The organism is Sinomonas sp. B1-1, assembly GCF_050474465.1.
Lineage (GTDB): Bacteria > Actinomycetota > Actinomycetes > Actinomycetales > Micrococcaceae > Sinomonas > Sinomonas flava.
This window is the reverse complement of the sequence record NZ_JBCHVF010000008.1, coordinates 126,683-143,852: the sequence shown is the minus strand read 5'-3', so window position 1 is coordinate 143,852 and position 17,170 is coordinate 126,683. Positions and strand designations below refer to the sequence as shown.

At 72.1% G+C, this 17,170-nt stretch carries 15 protein-coding genes and 1 pseudogene; 10 read left to right on the top strand and 6 right to left on the bottom strand.

What is annotated here, in order from left to right; translation table 11 throughout:
* Positions 1 to 46: 46 nt before the first annotated feature.
* Positions 47 to 1,033 (top strand): aldo/keto reductase, encoded by a 987-nt coding sequence (locus ACQ5BE_RS12820; protein ID WP_430297361.1) that lies wholly within the window; start codon positions 47 to 49, stop codon positions 1,031 to 1,033.
* A 12-nt stretch (positions 1,034 to 1,045) separates the two neighbouring features.
* On the opposite strand, the gene ACQ5BE_RS12815 is transcribed toward ACQ5BE_RS12820, so the two are convergent.
* Entirely contained in the window at positions 1,046 to 1,705 is a 660-nt protein-coding gene (locus tag ACQ5BE_RS12815; RefSeq protein WP_430297360.1) for a response regulator, read from the bottom strand.
* A complete protein-coding gene (locus ACQ5BE_RS12810; protein ID WP_430297388.1) occupies positions 1,702 to 2,991 on the bottom strand; it encodes a sensor histidine kinase in 1,290 nt (429 codons plus the stop codon). The genes ACQ5BE_RS12815 and ACQ5BE_RS12810 overlap by 4 nt, the downstream gene beginning before the upstream one ends.
* Before the next feature lie 225 nt (positions 2,992 to 3,216).
* On the opposite strand from ACQ5BE_RS12810, the gene ACQ5BE_RS12805 reads away from it, so the two are divergent.
* Together ACQ5BE_RS12805 and ACQ5BE_RS12800 are read left to right on the top strand one after the other, a co-directional pair.
* Entirely contained in the window at positions 3,217 to 4,344 is a 1,128-nt protein-coding gene (locus ACQ5BE_RS12805; RefSeq protein WP_430297359.1) for an ABC transporter permease, read from the top strand.
* A gap of 42 nt (positions 4,345 to 4,386) precedes the next feature.
* Positions 4,387 to 5,118: an ABC transporter ATP-binding protein gene (locus tag ACQ5BE_RS12800; protein ID WP_430297358.1), complete on the top strand. Its 732-nt coding sequence runs from the start codon at positions 4,387 to 4,389 to the stop codon at positions 5,116 to 5,118.
* Here the strand turns inward: ACQ5BE_RS12800 and ACQ5BE_RS12795 are convergent.
* Complete coding sequence (locus tag ACQ5BE_RS12795) at positions 5,105 to 6,841, bottom strand: thiamine pyrophosphate-binding protein (RefSeq protein ID WP_430297357.1); 1,737 nt, start codon at positions 6,839 to 6,841, stop codon at positions 5,105 to 5,107. The two genes, ACQ5BE_RS12800 and ACQ5BE_RS12795, sit on opposite strands and share 14 nt — an antisense overlap.
* Positions 6,838 to 7,617: a cyclase family protein gene (locus tag ACQ5BE_RS12790; protein ID WP_430297356.1), complete on the bottom strand. Its 780-nt coding sequence runs from the start codon at positions 7,615 to 7,617 to the stop codon at positions 6,838 to 6,840. Before ACQ5BE_RS12790 ends, ACQ5BE_RS12795 begins: the two co-directional genes overlap by 4 nt.
* 261 nt (positions 7,618 to 7,878) lie before the next feature.
* On the opposite strand from ACQ5BE_RS12790, the gene ACQ5BE_RS12785 reads away from it, so the two are divergent.
* The 7 genes and pseudogenes from ACQ5BE_RS12785 to ACQ5BE_RS12755 all read left to right on the top strand — a co-directional run bounded on the left by ACQ5BE_RS12785 (position 7,879) and on the right by ACQ5BE_RS12755 (position 14,812).
* Positions 7,879 to 8,364: a flavin reductase family protein gene (locus ACQ5BE_RS12785; RefSeq protein WP_430297355.1), complete on the top strand. Its 486-nt coding sequence runs from the start codon at positions 7,879 to 7,881 to the stop codon at positions 8,362 to 8,364.
* Between the two features lie 75 nt (positions 8,365 to 8,439).
* Positions 8,440 to 9,564 (top strand): LLM class flavin-dependent oxidoreductase, encoded by a 1,125-nt coding sequence (locus ACQ5BE_RS12780; RefSeq protein ID WP_430297354.1) that lies wholly within the window; start codon positions 8,440 to 8,442, stop codon positions 9,562 to 9,564.
* A gap of 85 nt (positions 9,565 to 9,649) precedes the next feature.
* Entirely contained in the window at positions 9,650 to 10,675 is a 1,026-nt protein-coding gene (locus ACQ5BE_RS12775; protein ID WP_430297353.1) for an AraC family transcriptional regulator, read from the top strand.
* 92 nt (positions 10,676 to 10,767) lie between these two features.
* The gene (locus ACQ5BE_RS12770) at positions 10,768 to 12,096 is read left to right on the top strand and encodes an MFS transporter (RefSeq protein ID WP_430297352.1); all 1,329 of its coding nucleotides are present in this window, start codon (positions 10,768 to 10,770) and stop codon (positions 12,094 to 12,096) included.
* Between the two features lie 80 nt (positions 12,097 to 12,176).
* Complete coding sequence (locus ACQ5BE_RS12765) at positions 12,177 to 12,332, top strand: hypothetical protein (RefSeq protein ID WP_208711163.1); 156 nt, start codon at positions 12,177 to 12,179, stop codon at positions 12,330 to 12,332.
* A gap of 147 nt (positions 12,333 to 12,479) precedes the next feature.
* Positions 12,480 to 13,235, top strand: a complete 756-nt coding sequence (locus ACQ5BE_RS12760) for a MerR family transcriptional regulator (protein WP_430297351.1) — start codon at positions 12,480 to 12,482, stop codon at positions 13,233 to 13,235.
* Between the two features lie 129 nt (positions 13,236 to 13,364).
* Positions 13,365 to 14,812, top strand: a pseudogene (locus ACQ5BE_RS12755) (amino acid permease).
* 64 nt (positions 14,813 to 14,876) lie between these two features.
* Here ACQ5BE_RS12755 and ACQ5BE_RS12750 read toward each other — a convergent pair.
* Positions 14,877 to 15,977 carry an alanine racemase gene (locus ACQ5BE_RS12750; RefSeq protein ID WP_430297350.1) on the bottom strand — a complete coding sequence of 367 codons (1,101 nt, stop codon included), beginning with the start codon at positions 15,975 to 15,977 and terminating at the stop codon, positions 14,877 to 14,879.
* A gap of 119 nt (positions 15,978 to 16,096) precedes the next feature.
* Positions 16,097 to 17,161, bottom strand: a complete 1,065-nt coding sequence (locus tag ACQ5BE_RS12745; RefSeq protein ID WP_430297349.1) for a LacI family DNA-binding transcriptional regulator — start codon at positions 17,159 to 17,161, stop codon at positions 16,097 to 16,099.
* Positions 17,162 to 17,170 lie beyond the last annotated feature (9 nt).

Here is a 17,170-nt window from a genome sequence, read left to right as displayed (position 1 = left end):
GTGCGTCCGCCGCGCTGCGTGAGCCAGCGCACTATAGTCGGACACCATGGAAGAGCGTGTGCTGGGACGGACTGGCCGGATCGTTTCGCCGATCGGCCTCGGAACGTGGCAGTTGGGGTCCGACTGGGGCGAGGTCGGCGCAGCGGACGCCGCCCAGGTGCTCGACGCGGCGGCCGAATCCGGCGTGAGGTTCTTCGACACGGCCGACGTCTACGGCGACGGCCGCAGCGAGCAGACCATCGGCGCCTGGCTCGCGGCCCATCCCGACGCAGGCATCACGGTGGCGACCAAGATGGGCCGGCGCGGGCCCCAGGTTCCCGAGAACTACACCCTCGAGAACTTCCGCCAGTGGCTCGACCGTTCCCGCCGCAACCTCGGCCAGGACACCCTCGACCTGGTCCAGCTGCACTGCCCGCCCACCCCCGTCTACTCGGACGACCGGGTCTTCGACGCCCTCGACCAGCTCGTCGAGGAGGGCGTGATGCGCGGCTACGGCGTCAGCGTCGAGAGGACCGAGGAAGCCCTCGCCGGGATCGCCCGGCCCGGTGTCGCCACCGTGCAGATCATCTTCAACCCGTTCCGGCTCAAGCCCCAGGAGGAGGTCTTCCCGGCGGCCCAGGAGGCGGGCGTCGGGATCATCGTGCGGGTGCCGCTGGCCTCAGGCCTGCTCAGCGGGAAGTACAGCCGCAGCACCCGGTTCGACGAGCGCGACCACCGCAGCTACAACCGGGACGGCTCGGCCTTCGACGTGGGGGAGACGTTCTCCGGCGTTGACTTCGAGCGGGGCCTCGATGCCGTGGCCGAGTTCCAGAAGCTCGTCCCTGAGGGCCTGACGACGGCGCAGGCGGCCCTGGCGTGGATCGTCTCCCAGCCGGGGGTCACCACCGCGATCCCCGGGGCGAGGAACGCCGCCCAGGCGAGGGGGAATGCGGCGTCGGCCGACGCCGCAGGCCGCCTGGGCCCGGAGTTCGACGCCGGGGTGCGGCGGATCTACGACGCGTACTTCCGCGAGGCTGTCCACCCGCGCTGGTAGGACCAGGCATGCTCAGCCCTGGGCGCCCGGGCCCCGGATGATGCGGCGCTGGGTGGCGGCGGCGATGGCTGCCGTGCGGTTGTCCACCCCGAGTTTGCCGTAGATGTGCACGAGGTGGGTCTTGACGGTCGCCTCGGAGATGAAGACCCGCTTGGCGATGGCCCGGTTGGACAGGCCGGTGGCGAGCAGCTCGAGCAGCTGGATCTCCCGCGGGGTGAGCGACGGGGCGGGATTGCTGATCCTGTCCATCAGCAGGGCCGCGACCCGCGGCGCCAGCGCCGTCTGGCCGGCGGCGGCGGCCAGCACGGCCTGGTGGATCTGCTCGGGAGGTGCGTCCTTGAGCATGTAGCCGCTCGCGCCTGCCTCCACGGCCGCGAGGATGTCGGCGTCGGTGTCATACGTGGTCAGGATTAGGACAGGTGGGGGACCCTCCAGCTGCCTGATCCGGGAAGTGGCCGTGACGCCGTCCATTCCGGCACCCATCTGCAGGTCCATGAGCACCACGTCGACCCTGTCCCCCAGAATTCTCAGCCGTTCCAGCTCTTTCAGTGCCGCGTCGCCGTCGGCCGCCTCCGCCGCGACGGAGATCCCCTCGAACGCCGTGAGCATCGCCCTCAGCCCGGCCCGGACCACCGGATGGTCATCGACGAGCAGAACGCGGATCTCCTTCATCGCTCCGTCCTCCCGGCGGCCTCTCGCAGGGGCAGGCGCACCGCGACGACCGTCCCCTCCCCGGGAGCCGACTCCAGGTCGAGGGAACCGTCCAGCTCCTGCACCCGCTGCTGCAGCGACCGGATCCCGTAGCCGGTCCCGTCGGTGCGCGCAGCGGTCTGCGCCGCCAGGGTGCCGGGGTCGAAGCCGACGCCGTCATCGTAGATGTCCAAGGCGACCTCGCTGCCCAGGAAGGCGAGGGTCACGACGGCGTTGCCGGCGCCGGCGTGGTCCGCGACGTTTGCGAGGCTTGCTTCGGCGGCCCGGAGGAGTGTCACCCGATAGGGCTGGGGCAGCTCCACTGGCGCCCCGTCGAGTTCGACTCTGCACCGCAGCCGCACGCCGCGGGCAGCGGCAGTGGTCTCGGTGCGCTCGCACAGCCGGCGCAGGCTCTCCAGGAGGGAAGCCCCCTGCAGCTGCGGGGAGGAGAGCCCGCGGACGAAGCTGCGGGCTTCCGACAGGTTCTCCGACGCGGTCTGCTGCACGAGGGCGAGGCGCGCGGCGGCGGTGGCAGCGTCGCCGTCGGCGAGGGACTTCTCCGCCGCGCGGGCCATCAGGACGATGCTCGAGAGGCCTTGGGCGAGCGTGTCGTGGATTTCCCGGGCCAGCCGCTCGCGCTCGGAGAGGACCCCGGCGTCGTGCTGCGATGCGGCCAGCTCCGTGCGGGTCCGTCTCAGTTCTTCGACTGCCCGGCGCTGGCGCTCCGCTTCCCGGTAGAGCGCCCGGTAGGCGAGCCCCGTCACGATGGAGAACCCTGCACCGAAGAGCGGGCCGATGACCATCGCCGGCTGGGGGGCGGCCAGCCCGCTGGAGGCCCACTGTGCGGCGATGACTGCAGCGGTCATCAGCGCGATGGTCAGCAGCGCCACCCGCCGCGGCAGCACGTGCAGGTGGAGGAAGAAGAGGGGGAACGCGAGCCAGGAGAACTCGGCGCTCGCGGACAGCAGGACGAGCCAGAGCGCGGTGACGATCCCCAGCCAGAGGACTCCGTAGCGGCGAGGGTCCATGCCGGTCCCGGCCGCGGCGAAGCGCTTCTCCTGCAGCGTGCCGGTGAGGTAGACGCCGGCCAGGACACACGCGGCCGCGGTCCAGACGTAGCCCAGCACGCCGGCCTGCCCCATGCTCAGCAGCCTCACGACCGCCACGCCCAGCAGGGCGGCGAAGCCGACGTGAAGCGTGACCCTCAGGACGCGCAGGATCACCACAGTCGGCGCCGTGCCGGGATCGCCGGGAAGGTCCTCGTCCAGCGCCGGAGGACGAGCGCCGTCCGGTGCGGGGGGCGGGTCTGCGGCAGGCACCGTACCAGCGTATGCGCGTCCCGATCAGGTGGGGTCAACCGAATGGTTGACCCGGAGATCAGCCGTTCCTCCTGCGGCGTCAACCGCCTGCACGATGGTCTGCGCCCCGGCCCGCGGGAGAGTGGATCCAGGAGCCTTTCGGCTGCCAGACACCCCACTGAAAGAAGACTGAACGTGTTCCTCGCTGTCCGCGACATTCGTTATGCCAAGGGCCGATTCGCCCTGATGGGCGGAGTCGTCGCCCTGATCACCCTGCTCCTCGTCATGCTCTCCGGGCTCACGGCCGGCCTGGGGGACCAGTCGACCTCAGCCATCGCCAGACTCGGCGCCGTCAGCTCCGCGGGGGTCCCGCCGATGGCCGTTGACACCATCGTCTTCGGAGCCCCGGGCACGAGCGAGCCCAAGGCCGCGTTCACGGAGAGCGAGATCAGCGCCGACCAGGTCGAGACCTGGAAGAACGCCCCGGGCGTGCAGGCCGCGGAGCCCCTCGGCATCAGCCAGAGCCGCCTCCAGGCCGTCACCGGGGGCAGCGGCGCCGGCACCGCCAACGTCGCCGTCTTCGGCGTCGCACCCGGCGGGGGGCTCGCCCCGTCCGACGTCGGTGCCGACACGGTCGTCATCGGCAGGGCCGTCGCCACCGCCCTGTCCCTGGGAGTCGGCGACACCGCCAGGGTCGGCGGCATCGACCTGACCGTCGGCGCCGTCGTCGACGACCAGTGGTACTCCCACACCAGCGTCGTCTGGACTGCCCTCCCGACCTGGTCCAGGCTCGCCCATGTCAGCAGCCCTGGACAGCTCGCCACCGTGGCCGCGGTCACCTACCAGAACGGTGCCGCCGTTGACGAGGCCGCCGCCAACGCCGCCGCGCACACAGTCAGCGCCTCCCGCACGGGTTCCTTCCAGGCGTTGGGCTCCTACAAGAGCGAGAACGGCTCCCTGACCCTGATGCAGGGCTTCCTCTACGGCATCTCAGCGCTGGTCATCGTGGCCTTCCTGACAGTCTGGACGGTCCAGCGCACGCGTGACATCGCGGTGCTCAAGGCGATGGGAGCCTCCGCAGGCTACCTCCTCCGCGATGCCCTCGCCCAAGCAGCCATCGTCCTGCTCGCCGGGGCTGGACTCGGGGGTGTGGTGGGCGTCCTCGGCGGCCTGGTGGCAGCGACAGCCGCACCCTTCCGCATCACCCCGGCCACGACACTGCTGCCCGTCGTCGGGATCATCGCCCTCGGCCTGGCCGGCGCGGCCCTTGCCGTCCGCCGCGTCACCAAGGTCGACCCCCTCATCGCCCTCGGCGGCAACTGACCCACGCCGCAGTCCGGCCCTGAAACTCAAGAAAGCATCATCATGTCCTCCACTCCCGCTCCCCTGGCCCTCGTCAACGTCACCCTCGAGTACCCGGACGGCGACGGAACCGTCAGAGCCCTCGACGCCGTCGATCTCAGCGTCCACGGCGGCCAGCTGGTCTCCCTCGTGGGCCCGTCAGGTTCCGGCAAGTCCAGCCTGCTCGCCGTCGCAGCCACCCTCGTCCGCCCCACCCACGGCCTGGTGCTCATCGACGGCACCGATGCGACAGGCCTCGGGGACAAGGACCTCGCGGTGCTCCGCCGCGAGAAGGTCGGCTTCATCTTCCAGCAGCCGAACCTGCTCCCGTCGCTGTCCGCGGCGGAGCAGCTCGTCATCGGCGACCATCTGCGCGGGCGGTCCGCCAAGGCCGCGTGGGCGAAGGCCGCAGAGATGCTCGACGTCGTCGGGCTCGCCCCGAGCGCCGACAAGCGCCCGCACCAGCTCTCCGGCGGCCAACGCCAGCGGGTCAACATCGCCCGGGCGCTCATGGGCGAACCCAGAGTCCTGCTCGTGGACGAGCCCACCGCGGCCCTTGACCACGAACGCAGCGAGACCATCGTCCGGCTCCTGCGCCGCATCACCGACGAGTTCAGGGTCGCCACCGTCATGGTCACGCACGACACCGAATTCGTCCCGCTGACGGACTCGGTCGCGACCATGCGCGACGGGAGGCTCGGCGCCCCCGTCCCCGCCGTGGGGACGGGGAACTTCCCCTCGCTCAGTGCCCCTTGAACGCCTCCTGCAGCCACCAGGCGCCGCCGTCGGAGGCGACCTTCGCGTCGAGCACGAGCGGCCGGTCCGGGACCCCATTCGGGCCGGACGCCAGCCAGCGCCGCACGGCGTCGAGGTCGTCCAGGGTCCGGACCGTCGCGGCCGCGCAGCCGATCCCGCGGGCGATGGAGGCGATGTCCGTCTCCGGGAACGTCACCGTGGAGAGGTCCACGCCGGGATCGTCGACGCCGAAGTGGTGCACCTCGGCCCCGTACGCCGCGTCGTTGTACACGAGGCACACGAGCGGCAGCCTCAGCCGCACCGCGGTCTCGAGCTCGGACAGGCCCATGAGGAAGCCGCCGTCGCCCGAGCCGAGCACCGGCAGGCGCCCCGGCTGGGCGATCGCGGCGCCGATCGCCGTCGCGAGGCCCAGCCCGATCGACTGGAAGGCCTGCGTGAAGCAGAACCCGAACTCGTCGGGGACGTCGAGGTACTGGCTCGGGTAGCCCATGAAGTTCCCCGAGTCCACGGAGACGATCCGCTCCGCGGGCAGGAGCGCGTCGAGGCGGCGCGTGAGCTCGCGCGGGTCGATCCGCTCCAGCCCGTCCGCGCCGGGCCCCGAGAGGTCCTCCGTCTCCACGTCCTGCCACCGGGAACCGGCCGCGATGCGCTCGCGCACCTCCTCGGTGCGGTACGCCGTCCGCGGCGCGGCGCCGGAGAGCGCCTCGAGCACGGCGGCTGCGGTGGCCCCCGAGTCTCCGACCACCCCGAGCGCCACGGGGCGGTGCGCGCCAAGCGCCGCATGGTCCAGGTCCACCTGCACGACGGCGGTGTCCGCACCGATGAGGTTCCCGTGGCGCATCGTCCACATGTTCAGCGCGCACCCGAACGCGACGATCAGGTCCGCGCCCGAGATGAGCTCCGCCGTCGTGGGCGAGGAGAACCCGCCTGAGATGCCGAGGCTGAACGGCTCCCCGGCGAAGAGGCCCTTCGCCACCGCGGAGGTCGCCACGAGCGCCCCCGTGTGCTCGGCGAGGGCCAGGATCTCCTTGCGGGCCCCGCGGCCCCCGCGCCCGGCGACGAACACCGGCCGCTCGGCCGTGGCGAGCAGCTCGGCGATCCCGCGGACCGATTCCTCCGCGGGCCGCACCGGGGCCGGCGGTGCGACCCGCAGCGGCGAGGCGGCGGACGACGGCGCGTGGCCGGCGTCGTGCGCGGTGCTCTGCAGTTCCTGCACTTGCACGTCGAGCGGCAGGTTCAGCACGACCGTGCGCCGGCCCTCGAGCGCGGTCCGGAAGGCCCGCACGGTGTCCGCGACGGCGGACGCGGCCGAGTGGACGCGCTCGGGCACCGCCCCCACCGACCGGGCGAGCGCAGCCTGGTCCATCGCGAAGTTCGAATGCACGGCCGCCCCTGCCGTCTCCGCGGCGAGGACGATGAGCGGGGTGCGGGACTTGGCGGCCTCGCCGATGCCGGTGGTCGCGTTCGTCAGCCCGCAGCCCTGGTGGACCGAGACGAGGCCGACCTTGCCGGACATGCGGGCGTAGGCGTCGGCCATGGTCGCGGCCCCGCCCTCGTGCCGGGCGGCGGTGAACGGGACGCCGTTCGCGACGAGCGCGTTCGTGACAGCGAAGTTCCCCGAGCCGACCACCCCGAAGCAGTGCCCCGCGCCGAGCTCGGCAAGCGTGCGGGCAACGACCTCGGCCACTGTCTCGGCGCCCACCCGCGCGGATGCGCCGCTCACGCTGCGCCCTCCTGCACGAAGGCGAGGACGCGGGCCGGGGAGCCGGTCCCGCCCACGATCGGCAGCGGCGCCACGACCAGGAGCGCGCCGCTGGCCGGCAGCTGGCCCAGGTTCTGCAGCGAGGTGATGCCGTACTTGTCGTGCCCGAGGAGGAAGTGGTGCATCGGGAACGGCGGCTCCATGCCCCCGGCCGAGCCGGCGTCGATCCCCACGGTCTCCACGCCCACGCCCGAGAGGGGCGTCGACTCGGCGAGCCACTGGGCGCAGCGCGCGGTGAAGCCGGGGGAGTGCGGCCCGTTCTCGTCCGCGTTGAGGAAGCGCTCGCGGTCCTGCGCGTACGCCTCCCAGCCGGTGCGGACCAGGAGCCACGCATTCTCGGGCAGCGGCCCGTGCTCGTCCTGCCAGGCCTCGATGTGCTCGATGTCCACGAGGAAGTCGGGGTCCTCGGCCACCTGCGCGGCCACGTCCAGGACGCAGGCCGGCCCGACGAGGCGGGCGGGCTCGATCGAGGCGACGTCCTTGCCGTCCCTGCCCGTGGCCCAGTGCACGGGGGCGTCGAGGTGGGTGCCGATGTGCTCGCCGGTGGAGATGTTGTGGTGCTTCCAGAACGGTCCCGGCTCGTTGTAGGCCGAGACTTCCTCGAGGCTGAAGTCCACGAGGTTCGCGAACGGCTCGGGGAGCCGCAGCGTCGGCGTCTGGGAGGAGAGCCGGTTCGTGAGGTCGACGACGCGCGTGGTGCCGGCGGCGAGGGACTCGATGAGGGTGGGCAGGGGCATGGGGACTCCTTCGTCCGGGCGCACACCAGTGGCGCATAACCTGATTCCGTGACCTCCGTCACGAAAAGTCCATAGTCCGCTACGGTACATCGCGTTCCGAGGGCTGCCTAGAGTCTCCCAGAATCCGGGTTCCCCGCGCGGCGGCGCCGCGGGAATCGGACAGGAGACCGCAGTCAGCGGATAGCCGCGGCGGCCGCCGGGCCGGGAGCATCGATGCCATCCCCGAAACCCCTTCCCCGGGGCCGACCTCTGGAGGTCACCATGGAAACAGCACTCACCCCGCTGGTCGCGGCGCAGTCGCTGCGTCAGGCCATGCGCCACTGGACCACGGGCGTCACCATCGTCACCGCCCGCCCCGGAGGGCATGCGCCCATCGGCCTGGTCTGCAACAGCTTCACCTCCGTCTCGCTCGAGCCGCCGCTCGTCTCGTGGTGCGTGGACCGCGCCTCGACGAGCTTCGGCGCGTGGATGTGCGCGGACTCGTTCTCGGTGCACATCCTCGCCGAGGACGACGCCCCGCTGATCCCGCGCTTCGCCGCCCGCGGCGCGGACAAGTTCGCCGGCCTGGCCCCGGGCCGCACCCACCTCGGCACCCCGGAGCTCGACGCCGGCGCCGCCCGCCTCGACTGCCGCGTCTGGAGGACGTACGACGGCGGCGACCACGCCATCGTCGTCGGCCTCGTCGAGCGGATCGTGGAGCGCGACGGCGCCCAGCCGCTCGATCTCCGGGCGCTCCGGGGCGCCTGAGCGCCGTGACCTGACCACCCCCCGCTCACCCTCAACCCCACCACCCACACAACCCACCGAACGAAGGAGTTCACCATGACGCGCAGCATCCTCGACGGCCATGGATTCAAGCTCGGCCTCTTCTCCCCCAACTGCTCGGGCGGCCTCGCCGTAACAAAGATCGAGGAGCGCTGGAGCGCGAGCTGGGAGGACAACCTCCGCCTCGCGAAGATCGCGGACGAGGCCGGCATCGACTTCCTCCTGCCGATCGCCCGCTGGATCGGCTACAAGGGCGAGACCAACTTCCACGGACACGTCCTCGACCCGATCGTGTGGGCCGCGGGCATCCTCGCCTCCACCGAGCGGATCAACGTGTTCTCCACGATCCACACGGCCTTCAACCACCCGCTCGCGGTCGCCAAGGCCATCGCGACCCTCGACCAGATCGGCGGCGGCGGCCGCGCCGGCCTCAACATCGTCGCCGGGTGGAACCAGCCCGAGTACGAGACCATGGGCGTGGACATGCCCCAGGCACACGACGACCGCTACGCGTTCGCGCAGGAGTGGTGGGACGTGATCCGCGACGCCTGGTCGCGCAGCGACATCTTCGACCACGCTGGCACGTACTTCAACCTGGCCCACATCGAGTCCGAGCCCAAGCCGCACGGCGGGCGGGTGCCCGTGCTCAACGCGGGCTCGTCGCGGCAGGGCCGCGAGTTCGCCGCCCGGAACTCCGACTTCGTCTTCACGATCATCCCCGACACCGAGACCGGCGCCGGCATCGCCGCCGGCCTCAAGGAGCAGGCACGCGCCGAGCACGGCCGGGACGTGGGCGTCCTGACGCTCGGGCACGTCGTCTGCCGCCCGACGCGCGCCGAGGCCCAGGAGTACGTGCGCTACTACGCCGAGGAGAACGCCGACTGGGGCGCCGTGGACTACCTGATGGGGCTCCAGGGCCTGCATGCGCAGTCCTTCACCCCCGAGATGCTGGCCACGATGCGCAGTCGCTTCGCCTCCGGCCACGGCTCCCTGCCGATGTTCGGCACGCCCGACGACGTCGCTGACGCCATCGAGCGCGTGCACCTCGCCGGATTCGACGGGATGACGCTCGCCTTCGTGGACTACGCGGGCGAGCTGCCCTACTTCGCCCAGGAGGTCCTGCCGCGGCTCGAGGCGAAGGGCGTGCGCCTGCCCGACGCCTCTCTCGCGGCCGCCCGCTGACCCCGGCGTCACGGACTGAGCCCGTTCCGTGACGCTCGTCACGTCCCGGTACCATGGGCTGACTGGTCATTCCCGAGGAGGCAGTGTGGCCGCAGTGAGCCTGCCGTCCGATCCGCTCCCCGGCACCAGGGGGATCCTCGGCGGCAGGCCGCTCGTGCGCAGCAGCTCCCCGACAGTGATCCGCGAGGCCGTCGACGGCCTGACCCGGGAGCACCACGTCCTCCGTCTGCGCGGACGGCGCGAGCTTGCGGGCGCGGTCGACGGGCTCGCCCTCGGTCCGCTGGGCATCGTCCATGTCGCCTACGGCGCGCCCGTCCTCGTGGACAGCCCGCCGTCGGGGCGGCAGGTCGTCGTCGTGCTTCCCCTGGGCCCGATGGAGGTCGAGTCGAACGGCCACCGCTGGGTGGCCCGGGAGCCGTTCGCGCTCAGCTCGTGCCACAGCACCGCCATGGCGCCGGACCCCGAGCGGGGTGCCCTCGTGGGCTCCGTGCCGGCCGACGCCGTGGAGGCACACCTCGAGTCGCTCCTCGCCCGCCCGCTCGGCGCCCCGCTCGAGCTCTCCTCCGAGAGGCCGCTCCGGCTGGCCTCCCCCTCGCTGGTCCAGTCGGCGTGGTTCGAGGCCTGCCGCGTCCTCGGGGCGGGGGCAGAGCCCGACGACCTGACGCAGCGTGCGCTGCTGTCCTCCCTCATGTCCACCATGGCGATGGGACTCGCGCCGCACCTCGGGCCCACCGTGGCCAGCCCGCCCGCGGTGGGGACGGCAGACCCTGGTCCCCGCTACGTGCGCGGGGCCCAACGCGTGATGGAGGCCCATCTGGCGGAGGACCTGCGTGTCGAGGACCTTGCCGCGGCGGTGAAGATCAGTCCCCGCCAGCTGCATGCCGCGTTCGCCGAGCACGTCGGCATGCCGCCCGCGCAGTACCTGCGCCGGCTCAGGCTCGAGCGGGCCAGGTCTCTGCTCCTGGACTCCGGGGCGCGCGGGCGGACCGTCGCCTCGGTGGCTGCCCGTGTCGGCTTCAGCCACCTGGGCCGGTTCGCGGCCTACTACACGGAACGGTTCGGCGAGCCGCCGTCGGCTACGCTGCGGAGGACCAGTTCCGCCGGCGGCTGATTATCGTCCTTCCTTGACGGTCGTCATCCGCACGTCTTATGGTCGTCCGGTGACGCACGTCACAACCGCGCAACTCAACGAGGAGTCCGCCCATGGCCGCTGCGCCGTCGTCCACCGTCACCGGAAGCCGGGCTGGAGCCTGGCCGGTGCCGAAGAGCACCACCTCGAAAGTCCTCTTCTGCTGCTGGCTGGCCATCCTCGCCGAAGGCTACGACGTCGGCGTCCTCGGCGCGGTCCTGCCGGCCCTGGCCGACTACAAGCCGTGGAACCTGAGCCCGCTGGCCCTCGGCGGCCTCGGCTCGTACGCCCTCGTGGGCATGCTGATCGGCGCGATGTTCATCGGCACCCTCTCGGACCTGTTCGGGCGCCGCCGGATGCTCGCGGTCTCCATGCTCATCTTCACCACGACCCAGCTCGGCGCAGCCTTCGCGCCGTCGCCCGAGCTGTTCGGCCTGTTCCGCCTCGTGGGCGGCCTCGGCATGGGCGGCATCATCCCGGTCGCCGCAGCCCTCACGATCGAGTACTCGGCGCCGACCAAGCGCTCCTACAACTACGGGCTCATGTACTCGGGCTACTCGCTCGGCATCGTCGTCTCGGCGCTCTGCGCGCTCGCGTTCCTGCCTACCCTCGGCTGGCGGTGGGTGATCGGACTCGGCGCCGCACCGCTCGTGATCCTGCCGCTCATCCTCGCCTTCGTGCCCGAATCGCTCGAGTTCCTCATGGCCAAGGGCCGCCGCGACCGCGCCGAGACGCTCGCCCGGAAACTCGGCATCTCCCCGTTCGTCGCCGAGGACTGGACGCCCCGGGCCGATCCGGGCAAGGAGGCCGGCGCCTCGTGGAAGAGCGTCCTGGGCACGATGTTCTCCCGCCGCTACGGCGTGGCGACCGTCTGCTTCTGGATCTCGCTCTTCTGCGGCCTCCTCCTCGTGTACGGGCTCAACACGTGGCTCCCGGCCATCATGAAGAAGGCCGGCTACGACCTCGGCTCGTCGCTGACGTTCCTGCTCGTCTTCTCGCTCGCCTCCGCGATCGGCGGCGTCCTCATCGGCGGGGTCGCGGACAAGTACGGCAAGAAGCTCATCCTGGTGGTCTTCTACGCCCTCGGCTCGGCGGGCATCCTGGCGCTCATGTTCCCGGGCAGCCAGTTCGTGAACTACGTGTTCGTCGCGGTGGCCGGCGTCGGGTCGATCTCGACCTCGCTCGTCCTGACCGGGTGGGTTGCCGACTACTACCCCGCGCACGCCCGCGGGACCGCCACCGGATGGGCGCTCTCCTTCGCCCGCATCGGGGCCATCGCGGGCCCGATGATCGGGGGCGTCATCGCCGCCGTCCAGCTCCCGTTCCAGTGGAACTTCGTCATCTTCGCCGGCATCGGGCTCCTCGCCGCCGTCGCGGTGGCGCTCATCCCGAAGAAGTCCTGACCGGCGGTTCCTCTGTTCTCCCCGCCCGCTTTCGGCCATATTGGGTCGTGCAGGCTGAACTCGGATGAGAGGGGCAGACCATGGGCACGAATCCCGACGAGCGCGAGCCGATCCCGGAGGAGCCGACGGGCGAGAGCATCCCCGACAGCGATGAAGGGGTGGGCCTGGGCGCCGGCGAGGAGGCCACGACCTTCGAGCCGGAGGAGGACCCGGAGGCCACCACCGGCGACGAGTAGCCCCCTCCGGCCGGACAGGACAACCAGGAGGCCGACGACGGCGGGTGCGAACCCGCCGTCGTCGGCCTCTTCCTGTCCCTGATCCCCCTTGACCTTGACCTTGACGCAGCGTCAACTCCTACCGTGGGAGAACGGAAGGGGGAACGCATGGACTGGAGCATCCAGGAGGTCGCCCGCCTCGCCGGGACCACGAGCCGGACCCTGCGCCACTACGGCAGCATCGGCCTGCTCGAGCCGACACGCACCGGCGCGAACGGCTACCGCTACTACGACCGGGACGCGCTCGTGCGCCTCCAGCGCATCCTCCTCCTGCGCCAGCTCGGCCTCGGGCTGGACGACATCGCGGCGGCGCTCGCGCACGACGGCGACCCGGCCCGCGCGCTGCGCCGCCACCTCGCGTGGCTGGGCGCCGAGCAGGAGAGGCTCGCCCGGCAGGCGCGCGCGGTGGAGCAGACAATCGAGGCATTGGAGACAGGAGGGCCGGTCATGGCCAAGGACATGTTCGACGGATTCGACCACACCCAGTACAAGGAGGAGGTCGAGCAGCGCTGGGGCGCGGCGGCGTACGCCGACTCCGACGCGTGGTGGCGCGGCCTCGGCCCCGAGGGGCAGGCCGAATGGAGGGAGCGCTCGCGCCGGCTCGGGGAGGACTGGCTCGCCGCCGCCCGGAGCGGTGAAGCGCCCGACGGCGAGGCCGCCCAGGCGCTCGCCGCCCGCCACGTGCAGTGGCTCGGCGGCATCCCCGGCACGCCGGGCTACCCGCACGGCCCTGCGAGGGAGTGCGTGCTCGGCCTCTCCGACATGTACGTCGCCGACCCGCGGTTCGCCAGGAACTACGGCGGCGCCGAGGGCGCCGAGTTCGTCCGCGACGCGCTCCACGCGTTCGCGGAGCGGGAAATGTAGGCGCGGCCGAGGTCCGCGGCGTGCGGGCGTCCTCTGCCCCGGGATGCGCCGCGGACGCCTAGGCGTATCCCCGGCCCGCGCGCATACTGGCAGGACTTCCGGAGGCGACCTACTCGAGCAAGGGGTGTCATGTCTCGGCCGAACCAGTCAATCCTGCGCCGCAAGCCCATTGGGGAGATCGAGGAGGAGCCGGGCATCGGGCACCTGTCCCGGACCCTCGGCCTCTGGCAGCTGACCGCGATCGGCGTGGGCGGAATCATCGGCGCCGGTATCTTCTCGCTCGCCGGCGCCGTGGCCAACAAGACCGCCGGGCCCGCCGTGCTGATCTCGTTCCTCATCGCCGGGGTCGCAAGCGCGGCCGCCGCCCTCTCCTACGCGGAGTTCGCGGGCATGATCCCCAAGGCCGGCTCGGCCTACACCTACGGGTACGCGTCGCTGGGCGAAGTCGTGGGATGGTTCATCGGCTGGGACCTGCTGCTCGAGTACACCGCGATCGTGGCTGTGGTCGCGATCGGCATCTCGGGGTACTTCGGCTTCCTCGTGGGGCAGTTCGGCGTCGACCTGCCGGCGTGGATGCTCGGCGCGCCGGGGACGGGGCCGGGGCACGTGGTGGACGTCTTCGCGATCGTGCTGTGCCTGCTCACCGCGTGGATCCTCACGCGCGGCATCCAGAGCACCGGCCGCTTCGAGCTGGTGATCGTCGGGCTCAAGGTGCTGCTCGTCGTCGTGATCGTGGTGCTCGGGGTCCTCCACATCAACACGGCCAACTACCAGCCCTACTTCCCGTTCGGCTTCGGCGGGGTGATGACCGGCGCGGCCACCGTGTTCTTCGCCGTCTTCGGCTACGACGCCATGAGCACCGCCGCGGAGGAGTCGAAGGACGCCAGGAGGCACATGCCCAAGGCGATCATCTACTCCCTCATGATCGCGATGGTCCTCTACGTGCTGGCGACCCTCGTGCTCACCGGGATGCAGAACTACAAGGACATCGACCCCAAGTCCGGCTTCGCCACGGCGTTCGAGTCGGTGGGCCTCGCGGGCGTGGCGGACGTGATCGCGATCGGGGCGATCATCTCCATCCTGACCGTCATGATCACGTTCATGCTCGGGGTGACCCGCGTGTGGTTCTCCATGAGCCGCGACGGGCTGCTGCCCAAGTGGTTCGCCAGCACAGACCCAAGCGCCACGTCCCCACCCGCGTCACGTGGATCGTGGGCGTCGGCTCCGCGCTCCTCGCCGGCGTCCTGCCGATCACCACCGTGGCGGAGCTGACCAACATCGGCATCCTCTCCGCGTTCGTGGTGGTGTGCCTGGCGGTCATCGTGCTGCGCTACCGCAGCCCCGAGATCCCGCGCTCGTTCAGGACCCCCTTGATGCCCGTGGTCCCCGCGGTCGGGGTCCTGTTCTCCCTCTGGCTCATCATTTCCCTGCCCTGGGAGACATGGGTCCGCTTCGCCGTCTGGCTCGTGGTCGGACTGGCCATCTACTTCGGCTACTCGCGGCGGCACTCGCTCCTCAACCCGGAGAGCCCCCGGCACGCCAGCGAGCAGCGCGCCGCTCCGTCCTCCGAGCGCTGAGGCGCGCTGCCGGGCGCACGACTGCGGGTGCGCACCCGCCGTCGTCCGCGGGCCGTCCCCAGCTTCAGCTGTTGCGCCCGCGCGCCGCGACGCGCCACCGGTCCACGACCTCGCCTCCGCTGACCACGGCGACCTCGTCGACGAGGTTCACCGCGACGCACACGTGGTTGGGGATGACGCGGACGCGCTCGCCGAGGGCCGGGAGGTCCGCGCCGTCGGGGAACACCACCGTCGCGTGGTGCTCCGACAGGGCCGTGATGCGGGCGTCGGGGAAATCCATGAGCCGGCCGAAGCCCGTCGCCCACGCGGGCCGGTCGCCCCCGACCACCTTGGTCCCGGCGTCGAGGACGATGCGGCGGGGGATGGCGCCGTCGCCCTCATGCCGGCTCGTGACGGTGGCGGCGATCGTGAGCGCGATGTCTCCGGGAGCGCAGCGGCCGAGCTCGAGCTGCTGGGCGTCGCCGAACACGTACACGCCCGGGCGGACCTCGGTGGTGGCGCCGGCTTCGGTGAGCAGCGCGCTCGGCGTCGAGCCGCCGCTCACGCGCGTGGCCTCGAAGCCGGCGTCCGCGAGCAGCGCGTCGGCCTCGGCGAGGGCCTGCTGCTCCTGGTGCGCTGCCGCCGTCGGCATGCCCGGGGCGTAGGAGTGGCCGGGGAACGTGAAGACGCCCGCGACGCGCAGCCCCGCGTCCGCCGCGGCCCGGGCCACCGCGACGGCCCGCGCCGGGGCGACGCCGCTGCGGTGGTGGCCGCTGTCCACCTCGACGAGCACGTCAAGCGTCCCTGCCGCGTCCCCGAGCGCGGCGCCCATGGCCCGGGCGGCCTCCGCGGAGTCCGTGCCGACCGCGATCCTGGCCCGCTCGGCGAGGCGCCGCAGCCGCTCGGCCTGGCGCGGGCCCACCCACAGCGGGTAGGCGATGAACAGGTCCTCGACCCCGTGCTCCGCGAAGACCTCCGCCTCGCCGATCGTCGCCACCGTGAGGCCGACGGCGCCGGCCGCGAGCTGGAGCGCCGCGATCTCGGGGATCTTGTGGGTCTTCGCGTGCGGGCGCAGCGCCAGGCCCTTCGCGGCGACCGCCTCGGCCATCCGGGAGATGTTCCGCTGCAGGACATCCCTGTCGACCATGATCTCGGGGGTGTCGGTGTCGTGCGGGACCGTGGTCATGCTCTGCGTCTCCTCTGCCGGGTCGGGTGGTCCGCCCCAGCTTAGGCGAGGCGGCGATGGGGGGCCTCGGTCGTCAGCCCTGCCCGGGCGCGCGCCCGCCGTCGTGCGCCTCGCGGCCCCTACCCCTCCGAGACTGCCGCCGGCTCGCGGACGGGCGGGCGCGCCGTGGAGGCGCGCGGGATGAGCGTCGGCGCCACGACGCGGGCCGCCCCCGCCCCAGTTCCCGTGCGTCCGGCGACCTGGTCGAGCAGGGAGTCCACCGCGGCGGCCGCGATCTCGCGGAACGGCACGCGCACGCTCGTGAGCGGCACGGCGAGCCGGCCCACGAGCGGGATGTCGTTGTAGCCCACCACAGAGAGGTCCGCGGGGATCCGCAGGCCGGCCCGCTGGATTGTCGAGGTGAAGCCGATCGCGGTGTTGTCGTTCACCGCGAAGACTGCGGTGGGCCTGCGGGCGGCGGCGAGGAAGGCCTCGGCCGCCGCCTCGCCGCTCTCCATGGAGAACGTCGAGGGGTAGACGAACTCGGGCATCTCCGGGATCCCGGCCTCGGCCAGGGCGCGCCGGTATCCCTCCCGCCTGGCCAGGGCGGTCGGCGCCTCGTCGGGGCCGGTCAGGATGCCGATCTCGCGGTGGCCGAGGTCCACGAGGTGGCGCGTGGCGAGGTATCCGCCCAGGGCGTCGTCGCCGGTCACGCTCGGGCTGGACCCGTAGGCGCGCAGGGCGAGCACGTGCGGCACGTCCCGCTCGAGGAGCTCCGTGCACAGGCCGCCTTCCGTGGTGGCCGTCGTCAGGATCAGCCCGTCCACGCGCGAGGCGAGCATCGTGTGGCCGTTGTCGCGCTCGAGGCCGGGGTCGCCGTAGGTCGTCGCGACGAGCGCGTGGTAGCCGCGCGCGGCGCAGGCGGAGGCGATCTCCTCATAGAGGGTGGCCATGACCGTGTCCGTGAGCCGCGAGACCAGGACGCCGATGGTGTTGGTCTGCCGGCGCCGCAGGTTCGCCGCGGAAGGGTTCGGCTCGTAGCCCAGCGACTCGGCCACCGCGCGGATGCGGGCGGCGGAGTCGCTCCGGTAGAACGTGTGCTCGCGGTTCATCGCGCGGGACACGGTGGACCTCGCGACCCCCGCAGCCGCGGCGACGTCGGCAATCGTGGGCCGCGACCCCGCCCGGGCCTCCTTGCCAGCCAACCGGAACCT

Coding starts and splice junctions, on each gene's coding strand:
- ACQ5BE_RS12820 (WP_430297361.1), top strand. CDS start 47: ATGGAAGAGCGTGTGCTGGGACGGACTGGCCGGATCGTTTCGCCGATC.
- ACQ5BE_RS12815 (WP_430297360.1), bottom strand. CDS start 1,705: ATGAAGGAGATCCGCGTTCTGCTCGTCGATGACCATCCGGTGGTCCGG.
- ACQ5BE_RS12800 (WP_430297358.1), top strand. CDS start 4,387: ATGTCCTCCACTCCCGCTCCCCTGGCCCTCGTCAACGTCACCCTCGAG.
- ACQ5BE_RS12790 (WP_430297356.1), bottom strand. CDS start 7,617: ATGCCCCTGCCCACCCTCATCGAGTCCCTCGCCGCCGGCACCACGCGC.
- ACQ5BE_RS12785 (WP_430297355.1), top strand. CDS start 7,879: ATGGAAACAGCACTCACCCCGCTGGTCGCGGCGCAGTCGCTGCGTCAG.
- ACQ5BE_RS12780 (WP_430297354.1), top strand. CDS start 8,440: ATGACGCGCAGCATCCTCGACGGCCATGGATTCAAGCTCGGCCTCTTC.
- ACQ5BE_RS12770 (WP_430297352.1), top strand. CDS start 10,768: ATGGCCGCTGCGCCGTCGTCCACCGTCACCGGAAGCCGGGCTGGAGCC.
- ACQ5BE_RS12765 (WP_208711163.1), top strand. CDS start 12,177: ATGGGCACGAATCCCGACGAGCGCGAGCCGATCCCGGAGGAGCCGACG.
- ACQ5BE_RS12760 (WP_430297351.1), top strand. CDS start 12,480: ATGGACTGGAGCATCCAGGAGGTCGCCCGCCTCGCCGGGACCACGAGC.
- ACQ5BE_RS12750 (WP_430297350.1), bottom strand. CDS start 15,977: ATGACCACGGTCCCGCACGACACCGACACCCCCGAGATCATGGTCGAC.